Below are 23,305 nucleotides of genomic sequence, written 5' to 3'. Positions count from 1 at the left end.
GCCCGTACCGCTCCCGCAGCCGCCTCAGCGCGGCGCCGGGAGCGGTGCCGGGTACGCCGGGGCGGCCGGGGCCGGACCCAGGGTGGTCGTGCCCGGTGTCGCCCGGTGGCCGAGGCCGGTGCGGTAGGCGTCCATCGCCGCCTCCGTACGCCCCGCCCGGCGCAGCAGGTCGCCCAGCAGCCGGCACACGTCCGCCAGGTCCCCGCCCGCCCCGCTGCGCTCCAGCAGGGCCAGCGCCCGTACGTAGTGCTCCTCGGCGGCCTCCGCCTCCCCGCGCTCCTGCGCGATCAGCCCCAGCAGCCGGTGCGCGCCTCCCGCGTGCACCGCCCCCGGACCCGCACCCTCCTCCAGCAGTCCCGAGACCAGCTCGGCCGCCTCCTCGTACCGGCCCAGGCGGCGCAGCACGTCGGCCAGCTCCACCTCCACCTGCGCCGTGTACAGCGCCGCCCGCCGCTCCGTCAGCATCTCCCGGGCGATCCGCAGCTCCCGCTCCGCCGCCGCCAGTTCCCCGTGCTGCGCCTGGACGTAGCCGCGCATCCAGTGGCAGTGCGCCAGGTCGGTCCGCAGCCGCAGCTGGCGGTAGACCGCCTGGGCCTTGGCCAGCGAGGCGTCGGCGTCGGCGACGCGGCCCTCGGTGAGGAAGGTCCGCGCGACCTGCCGGTGCATCCCCGCCACCAGCGCCGGATCCCCGACCTGTGGAGCCAGCGCCAGCGCCAGCTCCGCGGCATGGGCCGCGCGGGCGTGGGCGCCCATGTCGATGTACGGGCCGATGACCGCCGAGTACAGCAGCACCAGGGCCTCCGGATCCCCGAGCCCGCCCGCGTTCAGCGCGTCGATCGCCGACTCCAGCAGGTAGCAGGCGTACCGCAGCTCCCCGGCCAGCAGGTGGGCGACGGCCCGGCCCCGGATCGGCCGGGCCCGGCGCGGCAGCGGCTCGTCCGCCAGCAGGAGCTCCGCCGCCTCGAAGTGCCGGGCGGCCCCGGCCAGTTCGCCGGCCTCCAGGGCGCAGTCGCCGAGTCCGAGCAGCGCCTCGGCCCGCTCGTCGGCCAGGTCCAGCCGCTCCGCCTCGGCCAGCAGCCGCCGGAACTCGGCCGCGGCCTCCTCCGCCGGGCCCGTGGCCAGGGTGCGCTGGGCGTCGGTCAGGGCGAGCCGCAGCTCGGCGGCCAGCCGGGCCGGCCGCCCCGTGGCGAGCTCCTCGTACGAGGTGCCGAGCCGTTCCGCGAGGAAGCGCAGCGCGGTCTCCGAGGGGCGCACCTTGCCCGCCTCCAGGGTGGACACGTACGCCGGGGTGTACGACGGCTCCGCCAACTGCCGCTGGGTGAGCCCGCGTTCGGCGCGCAGCCGCTGCACCCTGCGGCCGATCTCGGCCGGTTCGTCCATGAACTCCCCCTGTTGTGACCCCGGGACCTGCAACTCCTCAGTATGGAACGGGAGTCGGGCATTGCGCAGCGCCTCGTCCGCCGCCTAGTTTAAGCAGCCGGTTCAGCGGACTTAACCATCTGCTTAACCGTCCGTCCGTCTCCTCGCCCGACTCCCGCCCCCCACGGAGGACTTCATGAGGCGAACCGCCCGTCCCGCACTGCGCACGGCCCTCGCGGCGGCCTGCGCGAGCGCCGCGCTGCTGGCCGCCGCCACCGCGCCCGCCGCAGCCGCCGACCCGCCCCGGCCGGCCGGCGTGAAGGTCGAGATACCCGGGCCGGAACACGGCGGCGACGCCGGATCCGGCCACACCCTGGTCCCCGCCGCCGGGCGGGCGAAGGCCACGCCCCGCCTCTCGGAGGCAGCGCGCGCCGCCGACGGCCGGGTCACCAAGGTGATCGACAACGGCCCCGCGTCGGACCGGCTGGACGTCGTCGTCATCGGCGACGGCTACACCGCCGGCGAGCTGGACCGCTTCCACGACGACGCCCGCGCCAAATGGGCCGAGGTCACCGCCGTCGAGCCGTACACCACCTACCGCGACCTCTTCAACGTCTGGACCGTGGACGCCGTCTCCGCCCAGTCGGGGGTCTCCGGCGACCCCGGCCCCGACACCGTCCGGGACACCGCGCTCGGCTCGTACTTCTGGTGCGAGTCCATCGAACGGCTGCTCTGCGTGGACCAGCCCAAGGTCGACGCCTACGTCGCCAAGGCGCCCGAGGCCGACCTGGTCGTCGTCCTGGCCAACAGCACCAAGTACGGCGGCGCCGGATACAACGAGCCCAGCGCCACTCTTGGCTACGAGGGCATCTCCACCGCCTCCGCCGGCCACCCCAAGTCCGGTCAGGTCGCCATCCACGAGACCGGCCACTCCCTCGGCAAGCTCGCCGACGAGTACTTCTACCCGGGCGTCCCCGACTACGAGAAGTACACCGGCCCCGAACCGGCCGACCCCAACTCCTCCACCCTGGACGCCTCCCGGATGGCGGCGCAGCACGCCAAATGGCACCGCTGGCTCGGGGAGGCCTCCCCGGACGGCGGCACCGTCGGCGCGTACGAGGGCGGCGGCTACTACGTCACCGGCCTCTACCGGCCCACCGACAACTCCCTCATGCGGGTCCTTGGCAAACCCTTCAACCTCCCCGGCGTCGAGGCCATGATCGCCGGCTTCCACCGGCACGCCCGCCTGGTCACCCCGCTCACCCCGACCGACCGCACCCTGCGGCTGCGGCACACCGCCAAGGCCGCCGTCCCCCGCCTGTACGGCAGCGACGGCCGCCGGCCGGAGGTCCGCTGGTACCTCGACGGGCGCGAACTGAAGCGGTTCGCGGGCCGCAGCGAAGTCCGGGTGGCCGAGCTGTGGCTGCTCGACCTGCGCACCCACAAGCTGTCGGTGACCGCCGAGGACCGCACCCCCTCGGTCCGCGACCCCGAGATCGCCCGGGCCCTGACCTCCACCGCCACCTGGGACGTCCGGCTCTGAGCCCCCGGCGCCCCGTCCGCACCTGCCTCAGACCGAGGCCGCGTAACCGCCAGAACGCGCGCATCACCGCCGGCGGTCGTCGGCGGTGGACACGAGGCCGCCCGCCCCGGAGGGGAACGCCGGCGGGCGGCTCCACTGCCCGTCCGGCGGATCGACCAGGCGGAGCCGGCCGCCCCGGGGCCCGGCGCGGTAGCAGCCGGTGAACCGGCCGAGCGCTTCCGGCGGCACCGCGAACCCGGTGCCGGCCATACCGAGGGGCCCGAAGATCCGGTCGGCCAGGTACGCGGGCGGGCTGCGCCCCGAGACCCTGGCGATCAGCACGCCCAGGATGTCGGAGCAGGTGTTGTACAGCCAGGCCTCGCCCGGCCCGCGCAGCAGCGGGATCCTGGACAGCGCCGCCATCCAGGCGTCCGGCGCCGGCACGGCAGCAGGACCTCGCGCAGCCCGGCCGTCATGAACCGGTCGCCTTCCCGGGCGGCTCCGGGAACGGCAGGGCGTTCCAGAGGGCGCAGTGGTGCGTGGATGCCGGGTCGACGGGCCGGATCCCGCCGCTGCCCGGCGCCAGGCTCAGCACGGACCGGGCGGGCCCCCCGAACCGGGGCCAGGCCGGTGAGCCCGGCGCGTTCGGCGAACCGGTGCGGGCGAAGCGCGTCCAGTAGCCGGTCATCCGCCCGGACAGCGCGCGCTGCGGCGGCGTCAGCGCGACCGTCGTGAACAGGTACGGCAGTTCGAAGCCGTGCGTCGCGCCGTACGGGAAGCCGGCCGGCGCGGGCAGACCGGTGAAATCGGGTGCTCCGGTGTCGCTGAACAGGTACGCGTACGTGGGCACGTGCCGGGCCAGCGCACGGCTGTCCCGCAGCGTGGGACAGGTGAAGGAGGCGTCGGTCAGCAGCGCGGCCCAGGCCAGCGCGGCCGTCGGGAAGGCCGCCTGCGGGTAGGCGGCCTCCACGGCCGGGGCCGCCGGGCCGAAGGAGGTCCGCAGCCGCATCCGGTAGCCCTCGCCGTCGCCCACCGGATACGCCGCCAGCGTCTGCGCGACGAACAGCCGCATCTCGTCGAGGTTGCTGCCCTGCACGACCGGCACCCGGTGGAAGCGCCCCGACTCCAGCGCCCGGCGCGGCTCGGCCGGCAGCAAGGCGTTGCCGTACGCCACCCCCGAGAACCGCTCCATCAGCTCCGCCGTCAGCAGCCGGCCGGTGGCCAGGGCCCGGAGGCAGTCGAGCACCCGGCCCGCGGGCCGGCCGCCGCAGCCGAGGGAGGCCGCCGCCGCCACCCCGGCGGAGACCGTGCGCTCCTCGGGCACGAAGGGCTCGTACGTCCCGACCGTCGGCAGCAGCGCGTACGGCGGCATCGTGGTCGAGCACGAGCCGCTCTGTACGATCGCCCGCCGGAAGAGGCCGGCCGAGCCGGGGGACACCAGGTGCGCGCAGACGCTCAGCGCGCCCGCCGACGCCCCGAAGACGGTGACCCGCTCCGGGTCGCCGCCGAAGCCGGCCGCGTTGGCCCGAACCCAGCGCAGCGCCGCCTGCTGGTCGGCGAGCCCGAAGTCCGGGGCCCCGCCCAGCTCCGGATGCCCGAAGAAGCCGAAGACCCCGAGCCGGTAGTTGACGGTGACCACGACCGCGTCACCCCGCACCGCGAGCGGCTGCGGCCGGTACGCGTCTCCGGAGCCGAAGCGGAAGCCGCCGCCGTGGAACCACACCATCACCGGCCGCCCCCGTCCCCGCCCCGCCGGGGCGGTGACGTTCAGGTACAGGCAGTCCTCCGAGCCGGTCGGCCCGCCGGGCCCGATCGCCGGGAGCTGTGGACAGCGGGACCCGGGCGCCCCGGCGTCGAGGACGTCCGTGCGGCGGGGCGCGGGGCGCGGCGGCCGCCAGCGCAGCGGGCCGGTCGGCGCGGCCGCGTACGGGATGCCCTCGAAGGTGTCGTACGTCCCGTGCGCGCGGCCCCGTACCGGCCCCTCGGCGGTCCGGACGACGGGCCGCCCGGCGGGGCCGGCCGCCGCCACGGCGGTCGGCGGCGCCGACCCGGCGGCGCAGAGCAGGGCCAGCGCGGGCGCCAGCGCGCCCAGCACCCTGCGGTGGAGGCGCCCGCGGCGGGCGGGGCCGGGGTCCGGCACGGCTGACACCCCCCTCCTCGACGCGTCGACCCCGCCACTGTGGACCGCCCGCGCCGGCCCCGGCCGCCTTGGCCGCGGCGTGTCATGTGCGGCGCCCCGGACGCGCCGCGGAAGCCGCCCGTTTGCCCGCCCCGGATGGCGCAAGCCCGGCCGGAGGCGCTCAATGTGGCAGAACGTGCGGTGATTCCGTGGCGCACGAGGACCGGCGCGCGGGGTGCGGACCCGCGCCGGCGAACGGAGCTGCCGATGAACGACCCCAGCGCCCTCGCGGCGGCGGACCACGGCGACCGCGACGGGCTCCGCGCCCCCTCGGCCGCCGGGCCCGCACCCGCCGCGGCACCGGCGCGGGGCGCGCTGCGCCACGTACTGCGCCGGCCGACCGCCGCCGTGCTGCTGCTGTGCGGCGTCCTGCACCTCCCCGCGCACCCGGCGCGGCCCCCGGCCCCCGAGGGCCTGGCGCCGCTGGCGGTGTCCCTGCTGTGCCTGGAGCTCGGCGCCCTGCTGGCGGTACGCGACACCCCGGCGGTCTGGCGGGCGGCGGCCGTGGCCGCGCTCTGCGTGGTCACCCTGCACGTCGTGGGCGGGGTGGTGCTCTACGACCCGCTGGGCGCCGCGCTCGGCGGGCCGTACGCCTGGTCCGGCGTCACGGCCGTGCTCGGCGCGGGGGTCGGTGCGGTCCTGGCCGGCCTGGCCCTGAAGAACCGCCGCCCGCCGCCGGGCACGGAAGGCTGAGGCCGGCCCGCCCGTACGGGCGGGGCCCCGTCCCGGTCCGGACGACACGCCTCAGGAGGAGCGGGTCCAGGCGAGGAGCCGGTCCGCCGGCCAGGTGTTGATCACACGGTCGGGCGGCACCCCGCACTCCGCCGCGCGTTCGCAGCCCAGGATCTGCCAGTCCAGCTGGCCCGGGGCGTGCGCGTCGGTGTCGACCGCGAAGAAGGTGCCCGCCGCGACGGCCAGGCGCAGCAGCCGCCGGGGCGGGTCCAGCCGCTCGGGGCGGCTGTTGACCTCCACCGCCGTGCCGGACTCCGCGCACGCGGCGAAGACGGCCTCGGCGTCGAAGGTGGACTCCGGGCGGGTCCGACCGGTCACCAGCCGCCCCGTGCAGTGGCCGAGGACGTCCATCAGGGGATTGCGCACCGCCGTGAGCAGCCGGCGCGTCATGGCGGGGGACTCCATCCGCAGCTTCGAGTGGACCGACCCCACCACCAGGTCGAGCTGGTCCAGCAGCTCCGGCTCCTGGTCGAGCGAGCCGTCGAGGAGGATGTCGCACTCGATGCCGGTGAGCAGCCGGAAGGGCGCCCACGCCTCGTTCAGCTCCGCCACCACCCGCAGCTGTTCGCGCAGCCGCTCCGGCGACAGGCCCCGGGCGACCTTCAGGCTCGGCGAGTGGTCCGTCAGCACCGCCCACTCGTGCCCCAGCTCGGCGGCCGCCCGCCCCATCGCCTCGATCGGGCTCCCGCCGTCCGACCAGTCCGAGTGCAGATGGCAGTCCCCGCGCAGGGCCGCGCGCAGCGCCGTGGCCGCCGGCGAGGCGGGAGGCCCCTGCGGCACGGCCGCGGCCTCCTCCTCCAGGTGGCTCAGGTACTCCGGGATCCCGCCGGCCAGCGCCTCGCGCACCACCTGGGCGGTCTTGGGCCCGATGCCCTTGACCGCTTCCAGCGAGCCGGCCGCGGCCCGCTCGGCCGCTTCCCGGCCGCCCATGTCCGCCACGGCCGCCGCCGCCGTACGGAAAGCCCGTACCCGGTACGTCGGTGCCTGCGCGCGCTCCAGCAGGAACGCGATCCGGTCCAGCGCCGCCACCGGGTCCATGCGCACCTCCTCCGGACCAGTCTCCCCAGAAGCCGGGCGGCCGGCGAGCCGGCCGGTCAGGCCGCGCCGCCCACCGTTCCGGGCGGCGCGACCCGCTCCGTGAGGGTGAACAGGGCGCCGTCCGGGTCACGGAGCATGATCGAGCGCTCGGTACCGTCGCAGGTGATCACCGAGACGGTGCGCCCGCCGAGGTCGAGGGCGGCCTCCACGGCGGAGTCCAGGTCCGCCACCCGGAAGTGCACGTGCCAGCGGGGCCGGGTGTGCGGCATGTACCCGCCCGGCTCCACCGGGCCGCTGTCCAGCCGGGCCACCGGCTCCCCGCCCTGCCGCAGGACGACCTGCTCCTCCTCGTAGGAGACCTCGCAGCACCCGGGCCGGCCCGTGGCCCACTCCAGCACCTCGCCGTAGAACAGCGCGGCGTCGAAGGCGTTCCTGGTCCGCAGCTCCAGCCAGGCCGGGGCGGGGCCCAGCCCCACCCGCCAGCCCGCGGAGACGGGCCCCTGCCAGACCCCGAAGACCGCGCCGTCCACGTCGGCGACCAGCGCCGCCCGCCCGCCCCCGGGGAAGGAGACCGGGCCCACGGCGACCGTGCCGCTGCGCTCGCGGATCCGGGACGCCGCCACGTCGACGTCGTCGACCGCGAAGTACGGGGTCCACGCCACCGCCACCGCCAGATCGGTGGCCAGCGCCCCGATCCCGGCCACGGGTACGCCGTCCAGCACCGCCACCGAGAAGGCCGAGCCGAGCCGGGCCCGGCGGAAGGTCCAGCCCACGACCGTCCCGTAGAAGCGCTGGGACGCCTCCAGGTCGCGGGCCATCAGACTCACCCAGCAGGGGGCCCCGAAGACGTCCTTCGTAGAAATTTCCACAGCACAAGGAGTAGCGTCCGGGCCCCCTCGCCACCGCGCAGGCGCGCCCGCACGTCACCACCAGTAGGCGGGGTACCTCGGTGCCGTGCGGCGGATGCGGGACCCGGCGTAGCCGGTGAGGACCAGGAGCACCGTGGACCCGAAGAGCAGGGGGACGAAGCGGGCCGGCGCGGGCGTCTGGAGCACCGTGATCACGGCGGTGGCCACGGCCGGGGAGTGCGGGGTGCGGGCCAGCGTCAGGAGGGCCAGGGTGAGCCCGGCCGCCACGGCCGCCGCCCAGGCACTGCTGCCCGCCACCGCGAGGACCGCGAAGCCGCAGGCCGCGCCAAGCAGGTGGCCGATGACGACCCCGCGCGGCTGCGCCAGCGGCAGGGTGGGCGCGCTGTGCACCAGGGCCGCACTCGCGGCCAGCGGGGGTATGAGCACCGGCTCGTGGATCATGGCGCCGATCGCCACGAGGCCCAGCAGCACGGTCGTGGCGGCGCTGACGCTGTGGAAGGCGGCGGCCGCGCTCGGCCGGGCCGGGGCCCGGGGCGTGATCAGCCGCCCGCCCGCGGCGGGCACAGGAGCGGCGGGGGCGGGAGTGGGGGAGGGGGCGGTGGTGGTGCTGGAGTGCATACGGGGCAGGATTTCCGGTACGGGCGGGACAGGAGGCAGGAGCGGCCGCGCCGGGACGGTGATCGACCTCCGGCCGGGCCTCGCGTCCGGTCCGGGTGAGGCCGACGCAATCCGGACACAAACCCTAACGCGCCCCCCTTGCGGCGGAAGCGGCGGGGGCGGCTCCGCAGGGAGCGCACGGCCGGGGCGCGGGAGGCGGACGCGGGGTGGAGAGCGCGCACGCGGGAGCGCGAAGAGCGGATCGCGCCGCCGGGCCCCCCGCCGTCGTGTATGACTGCGGGGGCACGTGCTCAAGGCAGGGAAGGACCAGCATGACGACGCAACCGCACCTCGCCGGGATCCTCACGGACCTCGACGCGGTGATCGCCGCGGCCCCCGCCGACGCGACCGGCGCCCTGTGGCGGCTCACCGGGACCGCGCGCGGCCTGGACTCCAACCTGATCCGGCTGCGCCCCGGCGCGGCCATCGCCGAGCACGCCGAGCCGGCCCTCGACGTCATGCTCGTCGTGGTGGAGGGCGGCGGGCGGATCGACACCGAGGACGGCACGCTCCGGCTGCGCCCCCACACGGCCTGCTGGCTGCCGCGCGGCGCCCGCCGCTCGCTGACCGCCGGCCCGCAGGGGCTGACGTACCTGACCGTCCACACCCGGCGCCCCGGCATGGGCATCGGCACCGCCGAACGTCCGGCCGGCTCCGCCGGGGGCGAGGGCGGCGAGACGGCCTGCCTGCTGCACCGGGTCTGCCCGGAGTGCGGCCGGCTCTCCACCGAGTCGGGCGCCCGCTTCTGCTCCCGTTGCGGCACCGCCCTGCCGGACTGACCGGACCGGTCCGGGGGCCTCGCGGCCGTGCGGGGCCTCCCGGGTTCGGGTCCCGGGAGGCCCCGGTCGGGGGCCGGGGTCAGAAACCGCAGCGGGTGACCCACTTGTGCGAGGAGATGCGGTCGTTCCACTCCCACGGGATGTTGCCCGCGGAGCCGTTCGGGGCGCAGGTGGAGGCGCCGCCGTAGCCGATGTTCTCGTAGACCCGGACGTCGCCCAGCGCGCCCGAGTAGCCGTTGTTCCACCAGGACGAGGCCCGGTCGTTCATGTTGTAGCTGTTGCCGGCGCCACAGGTGCGCCAGTCCGAGTCGTTGCCGCTCCAGCCGCAGGCCGGGCCGCCCCGGTTGGTGTCCGCCCAGACCCAGTAGTTGCCGTCGGCGGCGATGCCGGAGGCGTCGGAGACCTCCGCGGGGGCCGCGGTCGCGGTCGCGTGGAAGGCGAACAGGGGCAGCGCGAGCGCGCAGGCCAGGACGGTCGTACGGAACTTACGCATGAGGACCTCCGGATGTCGGGGCGGGTGAAGAACGTGCGGTGTGCTGGGACACGACGCGCTCCGCCTTCGGGAGCGCGTCGTTCTGGAGCCTTCGCCTGAGGGCGATCTCGTCCTGGTGGCGCGTGCGGACTTCTTCGCCGTAGGTCCGGTCCAGAGCTCGGGAGACCTGCGCCAGCGGGGTGGCCGTCGCGCAGGTCGCTTCGGTGACCGCGAGGGCGGTCTCGGCGGCGTCGGCGCCGGGGGCCGCGCCCTCGGCGAGGGCGGCCGCCGCCCGCCGGGAGTCGTCGGGGGAGGCGTAGGGCCGGCCCGCGGCCCGCATGCAGGCCGCCCACCGCCCCACCGCCTCCGCGTACCGGGGGTCCCGGCGCACCCGCTCCTCCTGGGCGGGACGGAGGTTCATGGTGACGACCTTGACGCGGAACCAGGCGGCCAGATCGCCGTACAGCGCGCGCTGCGCGCGGGCGAGGCAGCCGTCGGTGCTCGCGGTCAGGGTCATGCCGGTGGGGGTGGTGGCCTTCAGGCCCACGGGAGCCGCGCCCATGAGCGCGGTCCGGGCGGCCGCCCGCTCGCGTGCCGAAAGCCGTTGGAAGTACCGCTGGTCGGGATCGGCCCGGCGGGCCTCGGCGGCCGCGCGCTCGGCGCGGCCGCCGTAGCCGTGGGCCCGGGCCCACTCCACGTCGTCCAGCCCGTACGGGAAGGAACGCCGCTCGGGCGTCGCCTCGGGGGGCCCGGTGGCGGCGTACTCGAAGCCCCGCTCCGCCATGCAGCGGGCGACCAGTACCCGTTCGGCCCGCTCCAGCAGCCGCGACTGGGCGGCGCTCGGCTCCCGGGCCGGGCCCGCCGGGGGCGCGGGACCGCGCTCCCCGCAGCCCGCCAGGGAGGTCACGGCCAGTGCCGCCGCCAGGGCGGCCGCCGCCGGCCCCAGCCCTGCCCGTCCCCGCTCCCGGCGCCGCGGGTGCCCCCGTACTCGCCTCATCCGCGGTGTCCCCCTCTCCTTCCGGTGTGCGCGGCGCCTTCGCGAACGCGGCCGCCGCCGTCCGGAGTCAGGTGTAGCCGCCCTGCGTTGTTCGCCGTCGGCGCCCTGGAAGTGAACAAACAATTGCTGAACAATCCACCCCGGAAGGCAGAAAAGGGGCCAGCTGGAAGGGGCCGCGCATGGCACGCAAGGAACGTCCGCTGGAAGGGGAGGACGGGCCTCTGCTGGAGTTCGCCACCGCCCTGCGCCGACTGCGCCACCAGGCCGGGTCGCCGCCGTACCGGGACCTGTCCGCGCGCGCCCACTACTCCGTCGCCACCCTCTCGGGCGCCGCCGCCGGGCACCGGCTGCCCAGCCTGGACGTCACCCTCTCCTACGTCCGCGCCTGCGGAGGGGACCAGGGGGAGTGGGAGCGCCGCTGGCACGCCGCCGCCGCGCGACTCGCCGCCGGCGCACCCGGGAACGACCCCGCGGGCACGGCGGGTCCGGGCGGGACGGCCGCGCAGCCGGCGCCGTACGTCGGACTCGCGGCCTTCCGCGCCGAGGACGCGGGCCTGTTCTTCGGCCGCGAACGCCTCGTCGAGGACCTCGTGGACGCCCTGGCCCGGCACCGCGTCGTCGCCCTCGTCGGCGCCTCCGGGGCGGGCAAGTCCTCCCTGCTGCACGCCGGGCTGCTGCCGCGGCTGCGCGTCGGCGCCCCGGCCCCCGCCGTCGGCGTCCTCACCCCGGGCCCGCACCCCCTCGACCGGCTCCGCCGGGCCCTGGCCCGCCACGAGGACCCGGGCGGGCCGGAACGGGTCCTGGTCGTCGACCAGTTCGAGGAGGTCTTCACCGTCTGCGCCGACCCCGGCGAACGCTCGCGGTTCGTCTCCGCCCTCGTGGCGGCGGCCCGGCGCCCCGGCTCCGGCTGCCGCGTCGTCCTCGGCGTGCGCGCCGACTTCTACGCGCACTGCACCCGCCACCGCCCGCTGGTCGAGGTGCTGCGCGAGGCCCAGGTCGTCGTCGGCCCCATGAGCGCCGCCGAACTGCGCCGCGCCGTCGTGGAACCCGCCCGCCGGGCCGGCCTGACCGTCGAAGGCAGCCTCCAGGCCACCCTCGTGGCCGGGGCACACGGCCAGGTCGGCGTCCTGCCCCTGCTCTCGCACGCCCTGCTGGAGACCTGGCGCCGCCGCCGGGGCGCGGCGCTCACCCTGGACGGCTTCCACGCGGCCGGCGGGTTCGAGGGGGCCCTCGCCCAGTCCGCCGAGGCCCTGTACGCCTCGCTCTCCGCGCCCCAGCAGCGCCTGGCCCGGCGGATCCTCGTGCACCTGATCGCCCTCGGCGAGGGCACCGAGGACACCAAACGGCCCGTGGCGCGCGCGGAACTGGGAGAGGACGCCGACACCCGCACGGTCCTCGCCCGGGCCGCCGCAGCGCGCCTGATCACCCTGGACCAGGGCGTGGCCGAACTCACCCACGAGGCCCTCATCCGTGCCTGGCCCCGGCTGCGCGGCTGGCTCGCCGACGACCGGGAACGGCTGCGCCGCCACCGGCAGCTCACCGCGGCCGCCCGCGCCTGGGAGGCCGTGGGACGCGACCCGGGAGCGCTGTTACGCGGCATCCCGCTCGCCCTGGCCCGCGAGGCCACGGCCGGCGGCACGCTCGTACTCGGCGCCGGGGAGAGCGCCTTCCTCGAAGCCTCCGCCGCCGCCGAGGCCGCCGCAGGCGAGTCGGCCCGCCGCCGCACCCGCCGGCTGCGCGGCCTGGTCGCGGCCCTCGCCGCCCTGGCGGCGGTGGCCGCCCTCGCCACCGCGAACGCCGTCCGCGCCGGGGAGGAGGTCACCCGGCAGCGCAACGACGCCGTCGCGCGGAACCTCGCCGAGACCGCCGCCGCCCTGACCACCGCCGACACCGGCACTCCCGCGGAACCGGGTCTCGCCGTCCAGCTGGGCCTGACGGCCTACCGGCTCTCACCCACCGCCCGGACCCGGGACGGCCTGCTGTCCACCCTGATGACCTCGGTCCCCGCCCACGGCAAGGCCGTCACCGCCCTCGCCTACCGCCCCGACGGCCGCCAGCTCGCCACCGCGGGAGCGGACGGCACCGCCCGCCTCTGGCAGACCCACGGCACCGGCCGGCCCACCCCGGTGGCCGTCCTGCCGGGCCACCCGGCCGACCTGCGGGCCGTGGCCTACCGGCCCGACGGCCGCACCCTGGCCACCGCCTGCGCCGACGGGAGCGTACGGCTGTGGGACGTGAACGACCCGGCCCGCCCGGCGGTCTCCGCCGAACTGGCCGCGCCCGGCGGCGACGTGCGGGCCCTCGCCTTCAGCCCCGACGGCCGCACCCTGGCGACCGCGGGAGCCGGTGGCGGCGTACACCTGTGGGACGTGGGCGGCCCCGCCCGGCAGCCGGCCGAGGAGGCGCGGCTCACCGGACACCGGGACACCGTCCGCGCGGTCGCCTTCAGCCCCGACGGCCGCGTCCTCGCCACCGCCGGGGAGGACGCCACCGTCCGGCTCACCGACGTCTCCGACCGCACCCGCCCGGCCGCGCTGGCGGTCGTCTCCGGCCACGACACCACCGTGTTCTCCGTCGCCTTCGGCCCCGACGGGCGCACCCTCGCCTCCGCCGGGGGAGGACGTGCCCCGGTACGCCTGTGGGACGTGGGCGACCCGCGCCGGCCGGCCCCGCTCGCGACCCTGACCGGGCACACCGACGTGGTCGGCGCGGTGGCCTTCAGCCCCGACGGGCGCACCCTCGCCAGCGCGAGCGACGACCGCACGGTACGGCTGTGGAGCGTGCCCCGGGGCGCCCGGCCGGGCCCGCTGGCCACCCTCGCCGGGCACGGCACCGCCGTCGGCTCGGTCGCCTTCAGCCCCGACGGGACGGCCCTGGCCTCCGGCGGCTTCGACAGCACCCTGCGGCTGGCGGCCACCGACCTCGACCGGGCCCTCGCGGGGGCCTGCGCCCACACCGGCCCGCGGATCACGCGCGCGCAGTGGTCCGCGTACCTGCCCCATCTGGACTACGCGCCCCCGTGCAGCGGACTCGAACGCCCCTGACCCCCTACGCTCGGTGCCGGACGCCCGGCCCCTCCCGGAAGGCAGGTCCCCATGGCCACTGCTCAGGTTCCCGTCATCGACCTCGGCCCGTGGCGCTCCGGCGATCGCGCCGCCCGCTCCCGCATCGCCGCCCGGGTCGACGAGGCACTCCAGGCGGCCGGCTTCCTGCTGGTCACCGGGCACGGGGTGGACCCGGCGCTGCCCGCCCGGATCCGGGAGGCCGCGCGCGCCTTCTTCCGGCTGCCGCCGGAGGCGAAGGAGCCGTACGCGGTCAGCGTCGGCGGGCGCGGCTGGCTCGGCCCCGGCGCGGAGGCCAACAGCTACGCGGAGGGGACGGCCTCGCCGCCCGACCTGAAGGAGTCCTGGTCCTGCGCGGCCGAGGAGCCGACGGGCGTGCCCGCGGTGGACGCCGAGTGGTTCCGGCCGAACGCCTGGCCCGCCGAGGTGCCGCGGCTGCGGCCGCTGGTGGCCGAGTACCTGACCGCGATGCGGGCGCTCTCCGACGAACTGCTGGAGCTGCTGGCGGTGGCGCTCACCCTGCCCGAGGACCACTTCACCCGGCACACCGGCCACCCCACCTGGGGGTTCAACCTCAACTGGTACCCGGGCAGGGAAGCGGTCGGTGCTCCGCTGCCCGGCCAGTTCCGCATCGGGCCGCACACCGACTTCGGGACGGTGACCGTCCTGGACCGGGAGCCGGGCGCCGGCGGGCTCCAGATCCACACCGACGAAGGGGGCTGGCAGGACGCCCCCTGGGACCCGGCGGCGCTCACCGTCAACATCGGCGACCTGCTGGCCCGCTGGACCGGCGACCGCTGGCGGGCGGGCCGCCACCGGGTACTGCCGCCGCCCGCCCACGCCCCGGCCGAGGAGCTGGTCTCCCTCGTCTACTTCTACGAGTGCGACGCGCACACCCGCGTCGAGTCCCTGCCCGCGCCGGTCGGCCGGGTGGCGCACGAGCCGGTGGACTCGCACGTCTACCTGCGGGCGAAGCTCGACGCCATCACGGTGCCCTGAGCGGGACGGGCCCGACCGGACGGGCCCGATTACCCCTGGTGGGGCACCGTTGGGCAGGATGAGGGCATGACCGAGATCCGCACCCCCCGCCTCCTGCTCCGCCGCTGGACCGACGACGACCTCGTCCCCCTCTCCGAGATCGGCGCGGACCCGGACGTCATGCGCTGGACCGGTGACGGCTCCGAGCTCGACCTGGACCAGACCGCCGAAGCCATCGAGCGGTGGGAGGAGGAGTGGGACGACGAGGGCTTCGGGGTGTTCGCCGTCGAGCTCCTGGCCTCCGGCGAACTGATCGGCGCCGTAGGGCTGTCCGCCGCGGACGACCTGCCCGAGACGCGGCACCAGGTGCAGATCAGCTGGCGGCTGGGCCGGCCCTTCTGGGGTCAGGGCTACGCCTCGGAAGCGGCCCAGGCCGTCCTGGAGTTCGCCCTCGACCGCGGCCTCGACCGCGTCGTCGCCGTCAACCGGGTCGGCAACGACGAGTCGGCGAACGTGATCCGCAAGCTCGGCATGGGGGAGGACGGGGAGACCGACGACCCGGGGACCGGGGCGCGCGTCACCCTCTACAGCATCGACCTCACCGAGTACGAGGCCTGAGCGGGCACCGTCAGTCAAAAGTCAGGCTTTGGTAAGCCATAAGGTCGGGTTATGGGGGCATAACCGGGGGGCGGGTGCCGGGTAAGGGTCGCCTTAGTTTAGGGTTTCCTTGATCAGTCAGATTGTCGGTCGAAGGGAACCCACTCATGCCTCGCTCTCTGCGGGTAGCAATCGTCGGTGCCGGCCCCGCCGGTATCTACGCGGCCGACGCGCTGCTGAAGTCCGAGGCGGCGGCCGACCCGGGGGTGTCCATCGACCTCTTCGAGCGGATGCCCGCACCCTTCGGCCTCATCCGCTACGGCGTCGCCCCCGACCACCCCCGCATCAAGGGCATCATCACCGCCCTGCACCAGGTGCTCGACAAGCCGCAGGTCCGCCTCTTCGGCAACGTCGACTACCCGACCGACATCTCGCTCGACGAACTGCACGCCTTCTACGACGCCGTCATCTTCTCCACCGGCGCCACCGCCGACCGCGCGCTCGGCATCCCGGGCGTCGAACTGGACGGCTCCTACGGCGCCGCCGACTTCGTCTCCTGGTACGACGGCCACCCCGACGTACCGCGCACCTGGCCGCTGGAGGCCGAGAAGGTCGCGGTCCTCGGCGTCGGCAACGTCGCCCTCGACGTCGCCCGCATCCTCGCCAAGACGGCCGACGAGCTGCTCCCCACGGAGATCCCGCCGAACGTCTACGACGGCCTGAAGGCCAACAAGGCCCTCGAGGTCCACGTCTTCGGCCGCCGCGGCCCGGCGCAGGCGAAGTTCAGCCCGATGGAGCTGCGCGAGCTCGACCACTCGCCGAACATCGAGGTCATCGTCAACCCCGAGGACATCGACTACGACGAGGGGTCGATCACGACCCGCCGCTCCAACAAGCAGGCGGACATGGTCGCCAAGACCCTGGAGAACTGGGCGATCCGCGACATCGGCGACCGCCCGCACAAGCTGTTCCTGCACTTCTTCGAGTCCCCGGCCGAGATCGTCGGCGAGGACGGCAAGGTCGTCGGCCTGCGCACCGAGCGCACCGAGCTGGACGGCACCGGCAACGTCAGGGGCACCGGGCGGTTCACCACCTGGGACGTCCAGTCCGTCTACCGGGCCGTCGGCTACCTCTCCGACGAACTGCCCAAGCTGCCCTGGGACGTGGAGTCCGGCACGGTGCCCGACGAGGGCGGCCGGGTCGTCGAGAACGGCGAGCACCTCGCCTCCACCTACGTCACCGGCTGGATCCGGCGCGGCCCGATCGGCCTGATCGGCCACACCAAGGGCGACGCGAACGAGACCGTCGCCAACCTGCTGGCCGACCACGCCGAAGGCCGTCTGCTCACCCCCGCCACCCCCGAGCCGGAGGCGGTCGAGGCCTTCCTCGCCGAGAGGCAGGTCCGGTACACGACCTGGCAGGGCTGGTACGAGCTGGACGCCGCGGAGAAGGCGCTGGGCGAACCGCAGGGCCGCGAGCGCGTGAAGATCGTGGAGCGCGAGGAGATGCTCCGGGCGAGCGGCGCCTAGAGACGGCCCAGCCGCGCCGAGGGGGCCCGCCGGGCGGCGGGCCCCCTCCCGCGCCCGGCCGGGTCAGTCCGTGATGGAGGTGAGCTTCTTCGTCTCCAGGTCGGCCTGTACGTGGATCCGGGTCGTGGAACCGCCGCCCCAGGTCAGGGTGACCGTGGCGTTGGTCTTGCCCGTCCCGCTGCCGGTGGAGGTCACCTTCCACTGGAGCGGGACGTTCTGCGCGCGCAGCACGCCGTTGGCGTGGTGGGCCTCCTCCCACTGCGCCAGCTCCCGCTGGAGGGACTCGGAGAGGTAGAAGGAGCGCAGCCGGTCGGCCGTCGCGCCGTCCCCGTCGTACACCGCGTCGACGTACGAGCCGTAGAAGTCGGCGATCCGGGTGAACGCCCCCTCCGGGCTGCCGGAGACGGACTGCGGCGCGGCGGCGGTCGCGGAGGGGGTGGAGACCAGGGCGAAGGAGAGGGCGGCCGCCCCGGCGGTGGCCGCGAGGGCGAGGGACATGGCGCGCTTGGTCGGGAGCTTGGGCATCGATCGGTACCTTTCCCCGTGCTGACTGCGGGCCGGTACGGTCGCCGGCCCTGCCCTGGATGACGCGGATCCGGCGCCGACCGGTTGTCGCCGCGGGCGAAACGGCCGGATTTCACCCGTACGGGCCCCCTGCGGACGCACGGCGGGCCGACGGCCTGGACGAGTCCTGGCGCCAGCAGCCCGGCACCCCCGTCTGCGGCCTGCGCGGCGGCGTCGACGCCGTCACCCGGGCCCTGGCCGAAGCCTCGCCCGTCCGTGACGAGGCGTTCCGCGGCTGATCCGTACACCCGGTCGACGTAACGTTCCGCACCGACCCGGTAGCCCTGTGCTACGGTGCAGGGAGTTGCAGGTGTGGTTCCCAGAGATCTTCGGACGGGGTCAATCAACACGGCGACGCCGGGGCCGCACAGTGCGGGTCCGGGTACGGCCCCGAAGGAGAATCGATATGGCGTCCGGCACCGTGAAGTGGTTCAACGCGGAAAAGGGCTTCGGCTTCATCGAGCAGGACGGCGGCGGCGCCGACGTGTTCGCCCACTACTCGAACATCGCCACCCAGGGCTACCGCGAGCTGCAGGAGGGCCAGAAGGTGAGCTTCGACGTCACCCAGGGCCAGAAGGGCCCGCAGGCCGAGAACATCGTGCCCGCCTGAGCCTCGGGCCGACTCCCGCTCGCCCCTGAGCGAACACCGGGGCCCGCACCGACGGTGCGGGCCCCGTCGCGTGCGCGCACCGGCTTTCTCCGCCCGTTCGCCCCCGTGGCACGGGCGCACCGGGCAGACTGTGCGGCGTGACGACAATGAGCAAAGGCGCCAACCTCCCGGTCGCCGCCACCTCCGTCAGAGCCGTGCTCGGCTGGTCCGCCGGGCCGGGAGTTCCCGACGTGGACGCCTCGGCGCTGCTCCTGGCGGCCACCGGACGCGTCCGCACGGACGGGGACTTCGTCTTCTACAACCAGCCCCGCCATGCCTCCGGAGCCGTGCGCCACCTCGGCAAGAGGCCCGGCGCGGACACCCTCGACGTCGACCTCGCCGCCCTGGAGCGGGACGTCGAGCGGGTCGTGCTCTGCGCCTCCGCGGACGGCGGTTCCTTCGGCCGGGTCCCGGGGCTGCACCTGGTGCTGCTCGACGCCGGATCCGGCGCCGAACTGGCCCGCTTCGACATGGAGGCCGGGCCCGAGACCGCCTTCGTGAGCGGAGAGCTGTACCGGCGGGCCGGCGCGTGGAAGTTCCGGGCGGTGGGCCAGGGCTACGCCAGCGGGCTCGCCGGACTGGCGACGGACTACGGCATCACCGTGGACGACGCACCCACGCCGCCGGCCGTCCCCGCTCCGGCTCCCGCGCCCGTTCAGGCTCCCCCCGCGCCCGCCCCGGCCCCCGTCCGGCCCGCGCGCAGCGAACCGGCACCGGTAGCAGCACCGACTCCGGCTCCGGCGCCCGCCGGTGAGGCGGTCGTACGGCTGGTCAAGGGTGAGGAGTGGCTACCGCCGGACATGCGGGGGCGTCTGTCGCTCCGCAAGAAACAGGTCGCCGTCAGCCTGAGCAAGGCCGGGGCCCAGGGGGTCACCGCCCGAGTGGTCCTCGTCCTCGACGCCTCCGGCTCGATGAGCACGCTCTACGCCCGCGGCACCGTCGCGAACGTGGTGGAGCGGATGGCCGCCGTCGCCGCGCAGCTCGACGACGACGGCGAGATGCAGGCCTGGACCTTCGCCACCAACCCGGCCCGGCTGCCCGACCTCGCCATCGGGGACCTGCCGGAGTGGCTGCGCCTGCACGTACGCATCGGCCAGATGAGCCTCTTCGGCCGGAAGAAGGCGGCCAAGGGGCTGCTCCCCGGCCAGGTCGACATGCGGCACGTCGGTTTCCAGAACGAGGAGCAGAAGGTCATCGCGGAGGTACGGGCCTTCGTGCGCGCCCATCCGGTACCCGCCCCGACCCTGGTCCTGTTCTTCTCCGACGGCGGGGTGTACCGCAACGACGAGATCGAGCGGGAGCTGCGCGCGGCCGTGGAGGAGCCGGTGTTCTGGCAGTTCGTCGGCCTCGGCCGGGCCGGTTTCGGCGTGCTGGAGCGCTTCGACACCATGCCGGGGCGCCGCGTCGACAACGTCGGCTTCTTCGCCGTCGACGACATCGACAGGGTCTCGGACCCGGACCTGTACGACCGGCTGCTGTCGGAGTTCCCCTCCTGGCTGCGGGCGGCCCGGCAGGCGGGCATCCTGCGCTGAGCCACGCGCGGCGGGCCGGGCCGGCGGACCCGGTCCGCCGGAAACGTTTCGCCGGGTGAAACACGCACCCAGTCGGGTGAGCCGGAGCCCCCCGGCCTGTCGCCGGGCGGGTTCCGGCGGCTAGACAGCATGGCTGTGATCAAGGAACAGGCCGGGCCCCGGACGGGTCGTCACCCGGCCCCGGCCGCACGGCGGAAGGCCGCCGCCGCACGGCTGCCCGCCGTCGCCGCCCTGGCCGCTCGGCTGCCCGCCGTCGCCCTGGCCGCTCGGCTGCCCGCCGTCGCCGCCCGCGCCGGACGGCTGCCCGTCGTCGCCGTCCTGGCCTGCGCGGTCCTGACGGGCTGCGGCGGTGCCGGCCCGGGGCCCGGTGGCGATCCCGACGAGCTGATCAAGGCCGCCACCCGGCGCCTCACCGACGCCTGCCTGGCCCGCCAGGGACTCGTCCCGCCCAGCCCCGGGCCGGGCCGGCCGCCGGGCAGCGACGACCGGCGGGTCAGCGAAGCGCTCTTCGGCGCGGGGCCGGCCGAACTGTCGCTCGCCCTGCCCACCGGTTACGTCGTACGCGCCCACACCGACGGCTGCCTGGCCGCCGCCCAGCAGCGGCTCTACGGGGACCAGCCCGCCTGGTTCCGCGCCTCGGTCGTCGTCAACAACCTGGAGCCCGAGGCCGCCCGCACCCGCCGGGACCTCACCGAGGTCCGGGCGCGCCACCGCGCCGAGATCGCCGACTGGCAGCGGCTGCGCGCCCACGCCCTCACCGAAGCCACCACCGTGCTCGACACCCCGCCCCCGAAAGGAAACCCACCCGCATGAAGCGCCTCACCTCCCTCCTCGCCGCCGCGCTGCTCTCCACCGGCGCGGTCCTCGCCACCTCGGCCGCCGCCGAGGCGGCGGACTGCCGCAGCGGCTACTTCTGCGTCTGGACGCACGCCGACTTCGACGGCATGAAGATCGAGCACAGCGGCGACGACCACTGGTGGGAGGGCGACATGTACAAGCAGGACTCCTCCTGGGCCAACCACGGTGTCTCCGGCGCGGGCGTCGCCGACCACGTCAAGGTGTACGCGGGGCGCGGGCTGCTGGGCCGGGTCACCCTCTGCCTGGCCCCGGGGCAGGAAGTCGGCTACGACGCGGGCGCGAACGACCAGGGCGGCTCCCACACCTGGTCCACCGGCTGCTGAGGCCTCCCCGATAGGCTCGGCGCCTGCCGCCCGGGTCCGTACCGCGCCGGGCGGTACGGACCCCAGGGAAGGACCCCCCCGCCATGCCCGGCCCCGCCGAGATCCGGATCCTGCGCGCCGCCGACCGCAGGGCCGCGCCGTGGAAGAACGGCGGCGGGGTCACCCGCGAGATCGCCGCCTGGCCCGAGGGCGCCGGGACCGACGACTTCGCCTGGCGGGTCAGCCTCGCCGAAGTGGACGCCGACGGGCCCTTCTCCCGCTTTCCCGGCGTCGACCGGATCCTCACCCTGGCGGAGGGGGCGGGCATGGACCTCACGGTCGGGGGCGTGCGCCGGCTCGTGGACGAGCGGTACGCGCCCCGGCACTTCCCCGGAGACCGGGCGACCGAGTGCCGGCTGCTGGGCGGCCCCGTCGTGAACTTCAACGTGATGTACCACCGGGAGCGGGTGCGGGCCCGCAGCGCCGTCGTCCGGGGCGAACTCGCCCTCGCCGCCCTGCCCGACGAGACCCTGCTGGTCGTCGCCCTGGAGGGTCCGGCCACCCTCCACCGGCCCGGCTCCCCGGGCACCGGCGCCGAACTCGGCCCGTACGACGCGGCCTTGCTGCCCGGGTCCGGGACCTGTGTGATCCGTACCGAGGGGCGAGTGGCCGTCGTGGGAACACACGTCTTCACCGGGGCGGTTTGAGCCGCCGGAGAGCTGATTCCGGTCATTCGATTTACATGCATTGATCAAGAAAAGGCAAAGCCGGATACCGTCGCGCATGCTTTCGAACATGCGCCCGTCGCACATCTCTCCAGTGAACGCCTCGGCGGACGAGGGGAGTTCCACCAGCCGTCGCACCCTGCTGCGCACCGCCGTGGCCGGTACGGCCGCCGCCGGATCCGTCCTCGCCCTCGGCTCCGCCTTCCCGGCCTCCGCGGCCCAGCCCGCGCCCGCCACCGGGCCCCGTCCCACGACCCCGGAGCAGGCCCTGCGCGAGCTGGCCGCCGGCAACCGGCGCTGGCGCACCCACCGCCAGGAGCACCCCGACGAGTCGCCGTCGACCCGGCTGCGGCTCACCAAGGGGCAGAGCCCCTTCGCGATCGTCCTCGGCTGCGTGGACTCCCGGGTCCCGCCGGAGCTCGTCTTCGACCAGGGCCTCGGCGACCTGCTGACCGTCCGCTCGGCGGCCGAGGTGCTGGACGAGGCGGTGCTCGGCAGCGTCGCGTACGGGGTCCTGGAACTGGCGATCCCGCTGGTGCTGGTCCTCGGCCACCAGTCCTGCGGAGCCGTCGGCGCGGCCGTCCACGCCGACGAGACCGGCGAGCGGCTCCCCGCGCACATCCAGTACCTGGCCGACCAGATACGCCCCTCGATCGACCGGAGCCGGCACGGTGAGGCCCGGGTGCGGGCCACCATCGACGCCCACGCCCGCAGCGTCCGCGACCGGCTCGCCGCCGAACCCGACCTGGCGCGGGCCGTGTCCGCCGGGAAGCTTGCCGTGGCGGCAGCCCGCTACGACCTCCACGACCAGCGCGTGAACACCCTCGGCTGAGGCCGGGCCGGGCACGGTGGCCGGTACGGGGTGGCCGGCCGCGCGGGCCGCCGGGCAGAATCGAGCGGTGATCACGACCGAACCCGCGACGGACCCCTTCGACGAACACCGCCGGCTGCTGTTCGCCACCGCGTACCGCATGCTGGGGACCGTCAGCGACGCCGAGGACATCGTCCAGGACGCCTGGCTGGCCTGGAACAAGGCCGACCGGTCGCAGGTACGCCACCCCAAGGCGTACCTCGTCCGCGCGGTCACCAACCTGTCCCTGAACCGGCTCACCTCCGCCCGGGCCAGGCGCGAGGAGTACGTCGGCCCCTGGCTGCCGGAGCCCCTGCTCACCGCGCCGGACGTCGCGGACGGGCGGGAGCTCGCCGAGAGCGTCTCCACGGCGATGCTGGTCGTCCTGGAGACGCTCGCACCCGTCGAGCGCGCCGTGTTCGTGCTGCGCGAGGCCTTCGGCTACTCGCACGCCGAGATCGCCGGCTTCCTGGACCGCCCCGAGCCGTCCGTCCGCCAGATCGCCCACCGCGCCCGCACACACGTGGCGGAGCGCCGCCACCGCTACGACTCCGACAGCGCGGAGCGCGAACGGATCACCCAGCGCTTCCTGAGCGCCTGCGCCGGGGGAGACCTGAACGCCGTCCTGGAGATGCTCGCCCCGGACGTCACCGCCTGGTCCGACGGCGGCGGCAAGGTCACCGCCGGCCGCCGGCCGCTCCGCGGGCCCGACCACGTGGCGCGCTTCCTGCTCGGCGTGCTGACCAAGCCCGCCATGGCCGGGGTCACCGTCACCACGGCGGTCATCAACGGCGAACTCGGCGTCCTCGTCCTGCGCGAGGGCGAACCGATCGGCTCCTTCACCTACGACCTCCAGGGCGGCCTGCTGCGCAACATCCGCATCCAGGTCAACCCCGACAAGCTGGCGGGCCTGCGCCGCTGACGGCGCTGCCGCCCCCCGCCCGCCCGCCCGCCCGGACGGACCCCGGACCCCTCGGCGCACCGTGCCCGAGCGGAACCCGAGTTCCGCCCGAGGCGGGCACCAACGGCGCGCGACCGCGGCTGGCTACCTTTCG

22 protein-coding genes and 2 pseudogenes are annotated in these 23,305 nt (G+C 75.7%); 15 read left to right on the top strand and 9 right to left on the bottom strand.

Annotated features, from left to right (window positions below):
• Positions 1 to 24: 24 nt before the first annotated feature.
• Positions 25 to 1,380 (bottom strand): helix-turn-helix domain-containing protein, encoded by a 1,356-nt coding sequence (locus tag ACZ501_RS12760; RefSeq protein ID WP_468794720.1) that lies wholly within the window; start codon positions 1,378 to 1,380, stop codon positions 25 to 27.
• A 175-nt stretch (positions 1,381 to 1,555) separates the two neighbouring features.
• Here ACZ501_RS12760 and ACZ501_RS12755 point away from each other — a divergent pair, with 175 nt between their 5' ends.
• Entirely contained in the window at positions 1,556 to 2,902 is a 1,347-nt protein-coding gene (locus ACZ501_RS12755) for a M64 family metallopeptidase (RefSeq protein WP_468794717.1), read from the top strand.
• A 75-nt stretch (positions 2,903 to 2,977) separates the two neighbouring features.
• Here ACZ501_RS12755 and ACZ501_RS12750 read toward each other — a convergent pair.
• Positions 2,978 to 3,334, bottom strand: a pseudogene (locus ACZ501_RS12750) (serine hydrolase domain-containing protein); the annotation flags it as partial.
• Between the two features lie 19 nt (positions 3,335 to 3,353).
• On the bottom strand, positions 3,354 to 5,030 hold the full coding sequence (locus ACZ501_RS12745; protein WP_468794714.1) for a carboxylesterase/lipase family protein: 1,677 nt from the start codon (positions 5,028 to 5,030) through the stop codon (positions 3,354 to 3,356).
• Between the two features lie 237 nt (positions 5,031 to 5,267).
• On the opposite strand from ACZ501_RS12745, the gene ACZ501_RS12740 reads away from it, so the two are divergent.
• On the top strand, positions 5,268 to 5,753 hold the full coding sequence (locus ACZ501_RS12740) for a hypothetical protein (protein ID WP_468794711.1): 486 nt from the start codon (positions 5,268 to 5,270) through the stop codon (positions 5,751 to 5,753).
• A 51-nt stretch (positions 5,754 to 5,804) separates the two neighbouring features.
• Here ACZ501_RS12740 and ACZ501_RS12735 read toward each other — a convergent pair whose 3' ends face one another.
• From ACZ501_RS12735 to ACZ501_RS12725, 3 genes are all read right to left on the bottom strand, one after another.
• Positions 5,805 to 6,830: a PHP domain-containing protein gene (locus ACZ501_RS12735; protein ID WP_361610836.1), complete on the bottom strand. Its 1,026-nt coding sequence runs from the start codon at positions 6,828 to 6,830 to the stop codon at positions 5,805 to 5,807.
• Positions 6,831 to 6,886: 56 nt separating this feature from the next.
• Positions 6,887 to 7,648 (bottom strand): VOC family protein, encoded by a 762-nt coding sequence (locus ACZ501_RS12730; RefSeq protein WP_468795493.1) that lies wholly within the window; start codon positions 7,646 to 7,648, stop codon positions 6,887 to 6,889.
• Between the two features lie 105 nt (positions 7,649 to 7,753).
• A complete protein-coding gene (locus tag ACZ501_RS12725; protein WP_361610838.1) occupies positions 7,754 to 8,317 on the bottom strand; it encodes an HPP family protein in 564 nt (187 codons plus the stop codon).
• Between the two features lie 311 nt (positions 8,318 to 8,628).
• On the opposite strand from ACZ501_RS12725, the gene ACZ501_RS12720 reads away from it, so the two are divergent.
• Complete coding sequence (locus ACZ501_RS12720) at positions 8,629 to 9,135, top strand: hypothetical protein (RefSeq protein ID WP_361610839.1); 507 nt, start codon at positions 8,629 to 8,631, stop codon at positions 9,133 to 9,135.
• Positions 9,136 to 9,214: 79 nt separating this feature from the next.
• Here the strand turns inward: ACZ501_RS12720 and ACZ501_RS12715 are convergent, their stop codons facing one another.
• Positions 9,215 to 9,628: a peptidase inhibitor family I36 protein gene (locus tag ACZ501_RS12715; protein ID WP_468794708.1), complete on the bottom strand. Its 414-nt coding sequence runs from the start codon at positions 9,626 to 9,628 to the stop codon at positions 9,215 to 9,217.
• Entirely contained in the window at positions 9,621 to 10,604 is a 984-nt protein-coding gene (locus ACZ501_RS12710) for a hypothetical protein (RefSeq protein ID WP_468794705.1), read from the bottom strand. Before ACZ501_RS12710 ends, ACZ501_RS12715 begins: the two co-directional genes overlap by 8 nt.
• Before the next feature lie 179 nt (positions 10,605 to 10,783).
• Here ACZ501_RS12710 and ACZ501_RS12705 point away from each other — a divergent pair, with 179 nt between their 5' ends.
• The 4 genes from ACZ501_RS12705 (at position 10,784) to ACZ501_RS12690 (ending at position 16,770) form a co-directional block, all read left to right on the top strand.
• On the top strand, positions 10,784 to 13,648 hold the full coding sequence (locus tag ACZ501_RS12705; protein ID WP_468794702.1) for an nSTAND1 domain-containing NTPase: 2,865 nt from the start codon (positions 10,784 to 10,786) through the stop codon (positions 13,646 to 13,648).
• Positions 13,649 to 13,699: 51 nt separating this feature from the next.
• On the top strand, positions 13,700 to 14,665 hold the full coding sequence (locus ACZ501_RS12700) for an isopenicillin N synthase family dioxygenase (RefSeq protein WP_468794699.1): 966 nt from the start codon (positions 13,700 to 13,702) through the stop codon (positions 14,663 to 14,665).
• Positions 14,666 to 14,731: 66 nt separating this feature from the next.
• Entirely contained in the window at positions 14,732 to 15,262 is a 531-nt protein-coding gene (locus ACZ501_RS12695) for a GNAT family N-acetyltransferase (protein ID WP_361605290.1), read from the top strand.
• Between the two features lie 146 nt (positions 15,263 to 15,408).
• Positions 15,409 to 16,770, top strand: a complete 1,362-nt coding sequence (locus tag ACZ501_RS12690; RefSeq protein ID WP_361605287.1) for an FAD-dependent oxidoreductase — start codon at positions 15,409 to 15,411, stop codon at positions 16,768 to 16,770.
• Between the two features lie 63 nt (positions 16,771 to 16,833).
• Here the strand turns inward: ACZ501_RS12690 and ACZ501_RS12685 are convergent, their stop codons facing one another.
• A complete protein-coding gene (locus ACZ501_RS12685; protein WP_361605284.1) occupies positions 16,834 to 17,295 on the bottom strand; it encodes a hypothetical protein in 462 nt (153 codons plus the stop codon).
• 146 nt (positions 17,296 to 17,441) lie between these two features.
• On the opposite strand from ACZ501_RS12685, the pseudogene ACZ501_RS12680 reads away from it, so the two are divergent.
• The 8 genes and pseudogenes from ACZ501_RS12680 to ACZ501_RS12645 form a co-directional block, all read left to right on the top strand.
• Positions 17,442 to 17,573, top strand: a pseudogene (locus ACZ501_RS12680) (NADP oxidoreductase); the annotation flags it as partial.
• A gap of 167 nt (positions 17,574 to 17,740) precedes the next feature.
• The gene (locus ACZ501_RS12675) at positions 17,741 to 17,944 is read left to right on the top strand and encodes a cold-shock protein (RefSeq protein WP_361605278.1); all 204 of its coding nucleotides are present in this window, start codon (positions 17,741 to 17,743) and stop codon (positions 17,942 to 17,944) included.
• Positions 17,945 to 18,090: 146 nt separating this feature from the next.
• A complete protein-coding gene (locus ACZ501_RS12670; protein ID WP_361605302.1) occupies positions 18,091 to 19,515 on the top strand; it encodes a VWA domain-containing protein in 1,425 nt (474 codons plus the stop codon).
• A 129-nt stretch (positions 19,516 to 19,644) separates the two neighbouring features.
• Positions 19,645 to 20,328, top strand: a complete 684-nt coding sequence (locus ACZ501_RS12665; protein ID WP_468794696.1) for a hypothetical protein — start codon at positions 19,645 to 19,647, stop codon at positions 20,326 to 20,328.
• Positions 20,325 to 20,696: a peptidase inhibitor family I36 protein gene (locus ACZ501_RS12660; RefSeq protein ID WP_361605275.1), complete on the top strand. Its 372-nt coding sequence runs from the start codon at positions 20,325 to 20,327 to the stop codon at positions 20,694 to 20,696. The genes ACZ501_RS12665 and ACZ501_RS12660 overlap by 4 nt, the downstream gene beginning before the upstream one ends.
• Before the next feature lie 83 nt (positions 20,697 to 20,779).
• The gene (locus tag ACZ501_RS12655; protein WP_468794693.1) at positions 20,780 to 21,382 is read left to right on the top strand and encodes a HutD/Ves family protein; all 603 of its coding nucleotides are present in this window, start codon (positions 20,780 to 20,782) and stop codon (positions 21,380 to 21,382) included.
• Between the two features lie 88 nt (positions 21,383 to 21,470).
• The gene (locus ACZ501_RS12650; protein WP_468794690.1) at positions 21,471 to 22,232 is read left to right on the top strand and encodes a carbonic anhydrase; all 762 of its coding nucleotides are present in this window, start codon (positions 21,471 to 21,473) and stop codon (positions 22,230 to 22,232) included.
• 67 nt (positions 22,233 to 22,299) lie between these two features.
• The gene (locus tag ACZ501_RS12645; protein WP_468794688.1) at positions 22,300 to 23,172 is read left to right on the top strand and encodes an RNA polymerase sigma-70 factor; all 873 of its coding nucleotides are present in this window, start codon (positions 22,300 to 22,302) and stop codon (positions 23,170 to 23,172) included.
• Positions 23,173 to 23,305 lie beyond the last annotated feature (133 nt).

The sequence above is a fragment of the Streptomyces sp. NPDC034085 genome (genome assembly GCF_055575555.1).
Note: the sequence above shows the minus strand (reverse complement) of the source record. Positions and strands in the feature narration are given on the sequence as shown.

Excerpts from the sequence above, each read along its gene's own strand:
- ACZ501_RS12760 (WP_468794720.1), bottom strand. The coding sequence starts at position 1,380 with ATGGACGAACCGGCCGAGATCGGCCGCAGGGTGCAGCGGCTGCGCGCC.
- ACZ501_RS12755 (WP_468794717.1), top strand. The coding sequence starts at position 1,556 with ATGAGGCGAACCGCCCGTCCCGCACTGCGCACGGCCCTCGCGGCGGCC.
- ACZ501_RS12740 (WP_468794711.1), top strand. The coding sequence starts at position 5,268 with ATGAACGACCCCAGCGCCCTCGCGGCGGCGGACCACGGCGACCGCGAC.
- ACZ501_RS12735 (WP_361610836.1), bottom strand. The coding sequence starts at position 6,830 with ATGGACCCGGTGGCGGCGCTGGACCGGATCGCGTTCCTGCTGGAGCGC.
- ACZ501_RS12730 (WP_468795493.1), bottom strand. The coding sequence starts at position 7,648 with ATGGCCCGCGACCTGGAGGCGTCCCAGCGCTTCTACGGGACGGTCGTG.
- ACZ501_RS12725 (WP_361610838.1), bottom strand. The coding sequence starts at position 8,317 with ATGCACTCCAGCACCACCACCGCCCCCTCCCCCACTCCCGCCCCCGCC.
- ACZ501_RS12720 (WP_361610839.1), top strand. The coding sequence starts at position 8,629 with ATGACGACGCAACCGCACCTCGCCGGGATCCTCACGGACCTCGACGCG.
- ACZ501_RS12715 (WP_468794708.1), bottom strand. The coding sequence starts at position 9,628 with ATGCGTAAGTTCCGTACGACCGTCCTGGCCTGCGCGCTCGCGCTGCCC.
- ACZ501_RS12710 (WP_468794705.1), bottom strand. The coding sequence starts at position 10,604 with ATGAGGCGAGTACGGGGGCACCCGCGGCGCCGGGAGCGGGGACGGGCA.
- ACZ501_RS12705 (WP_468794702.1), top strand. The coding sequence starts at position 10,784 with ATGGCACGCAAGGAACGTCCGCTGGAAGGGGAGGACGGGCCTCTGCTG.
- ACZ501_RS12700 (WP_468794699.1), top strand. The coding sequence starts at position 13,700 with ATGGCCACTGCTCAGGTTCCCGTCATCGACCTCGGCCCGTGGCGCTCC.
- ACZ501_RS12695 (WP_361605290.1), top strand. The coding sequence starts at position 14,732 with ATGACCGAGATCCGCACCCCCCGCCTCCTGCTCCGCCGCTGGACCGAC.
- ACZ501_RS12690 (WP_361605287.1), top strand. The coding sequence starts at position 15,409 with ATGCCTCGCTCTCTGCGGGTAGCAATCGTCGGTGCCGGCCCCGCCGGT.
- ACZ501_RS12685 (WP_361605284.1), bottom strand. The coding sequence starts at position 17,295 with ATGCCCAAGCTCCCGACCAAGCGCGCCATGTCCCTCGCCCTCGCGGCC.
- ACZ501_RS12675 (WP_361605278.1), top strand. The coding sequence starts at position 17,741 with ATGGCGTCCGGCACCGTGAAGTGGTTCAACGCGGAAAAGGGCTTCGGC.
- ACZ501_RS12670 (WP_361605302.1), top strand. The coding sequence starts at position 18,091 with ATGAGCAAAGGCGCCAACCTCCCGGTCGCCGCCACCTCCGTCAGAGCC.
- ACZ501_RS12665 (WP_468794696.1), top strand. The coding sequence starts at position 19,645 with ATGGCTGTGATCAAGGAACAGGCCGGGCCCCGGACGGGTCGTCACCCG.
- ACZ501_RS12660 (WP_361605275.1), top strand. The coding sequence starts at position 20,325 with ATGAAGCGCCTCACCTCCCTCCTCGCCGCCGCGCTGCTCTCCACCGGC.
- ACZ501_RS12655 (WP_468794693.1), top strand. The coding sequence starts at position 20,780 with ATGCCCGGCCCCGCCGAGATCCGGATCCTGCGCGCCGCCGACCGCAGG.
- ACZ501_RS12650 (WP_468794690.1), top strand. The coding sequence starts at position 21,471 with ATGCGCCCGTCGCACATCTCTCCAGTGAACGCCTCGGCGGACGAGGGG.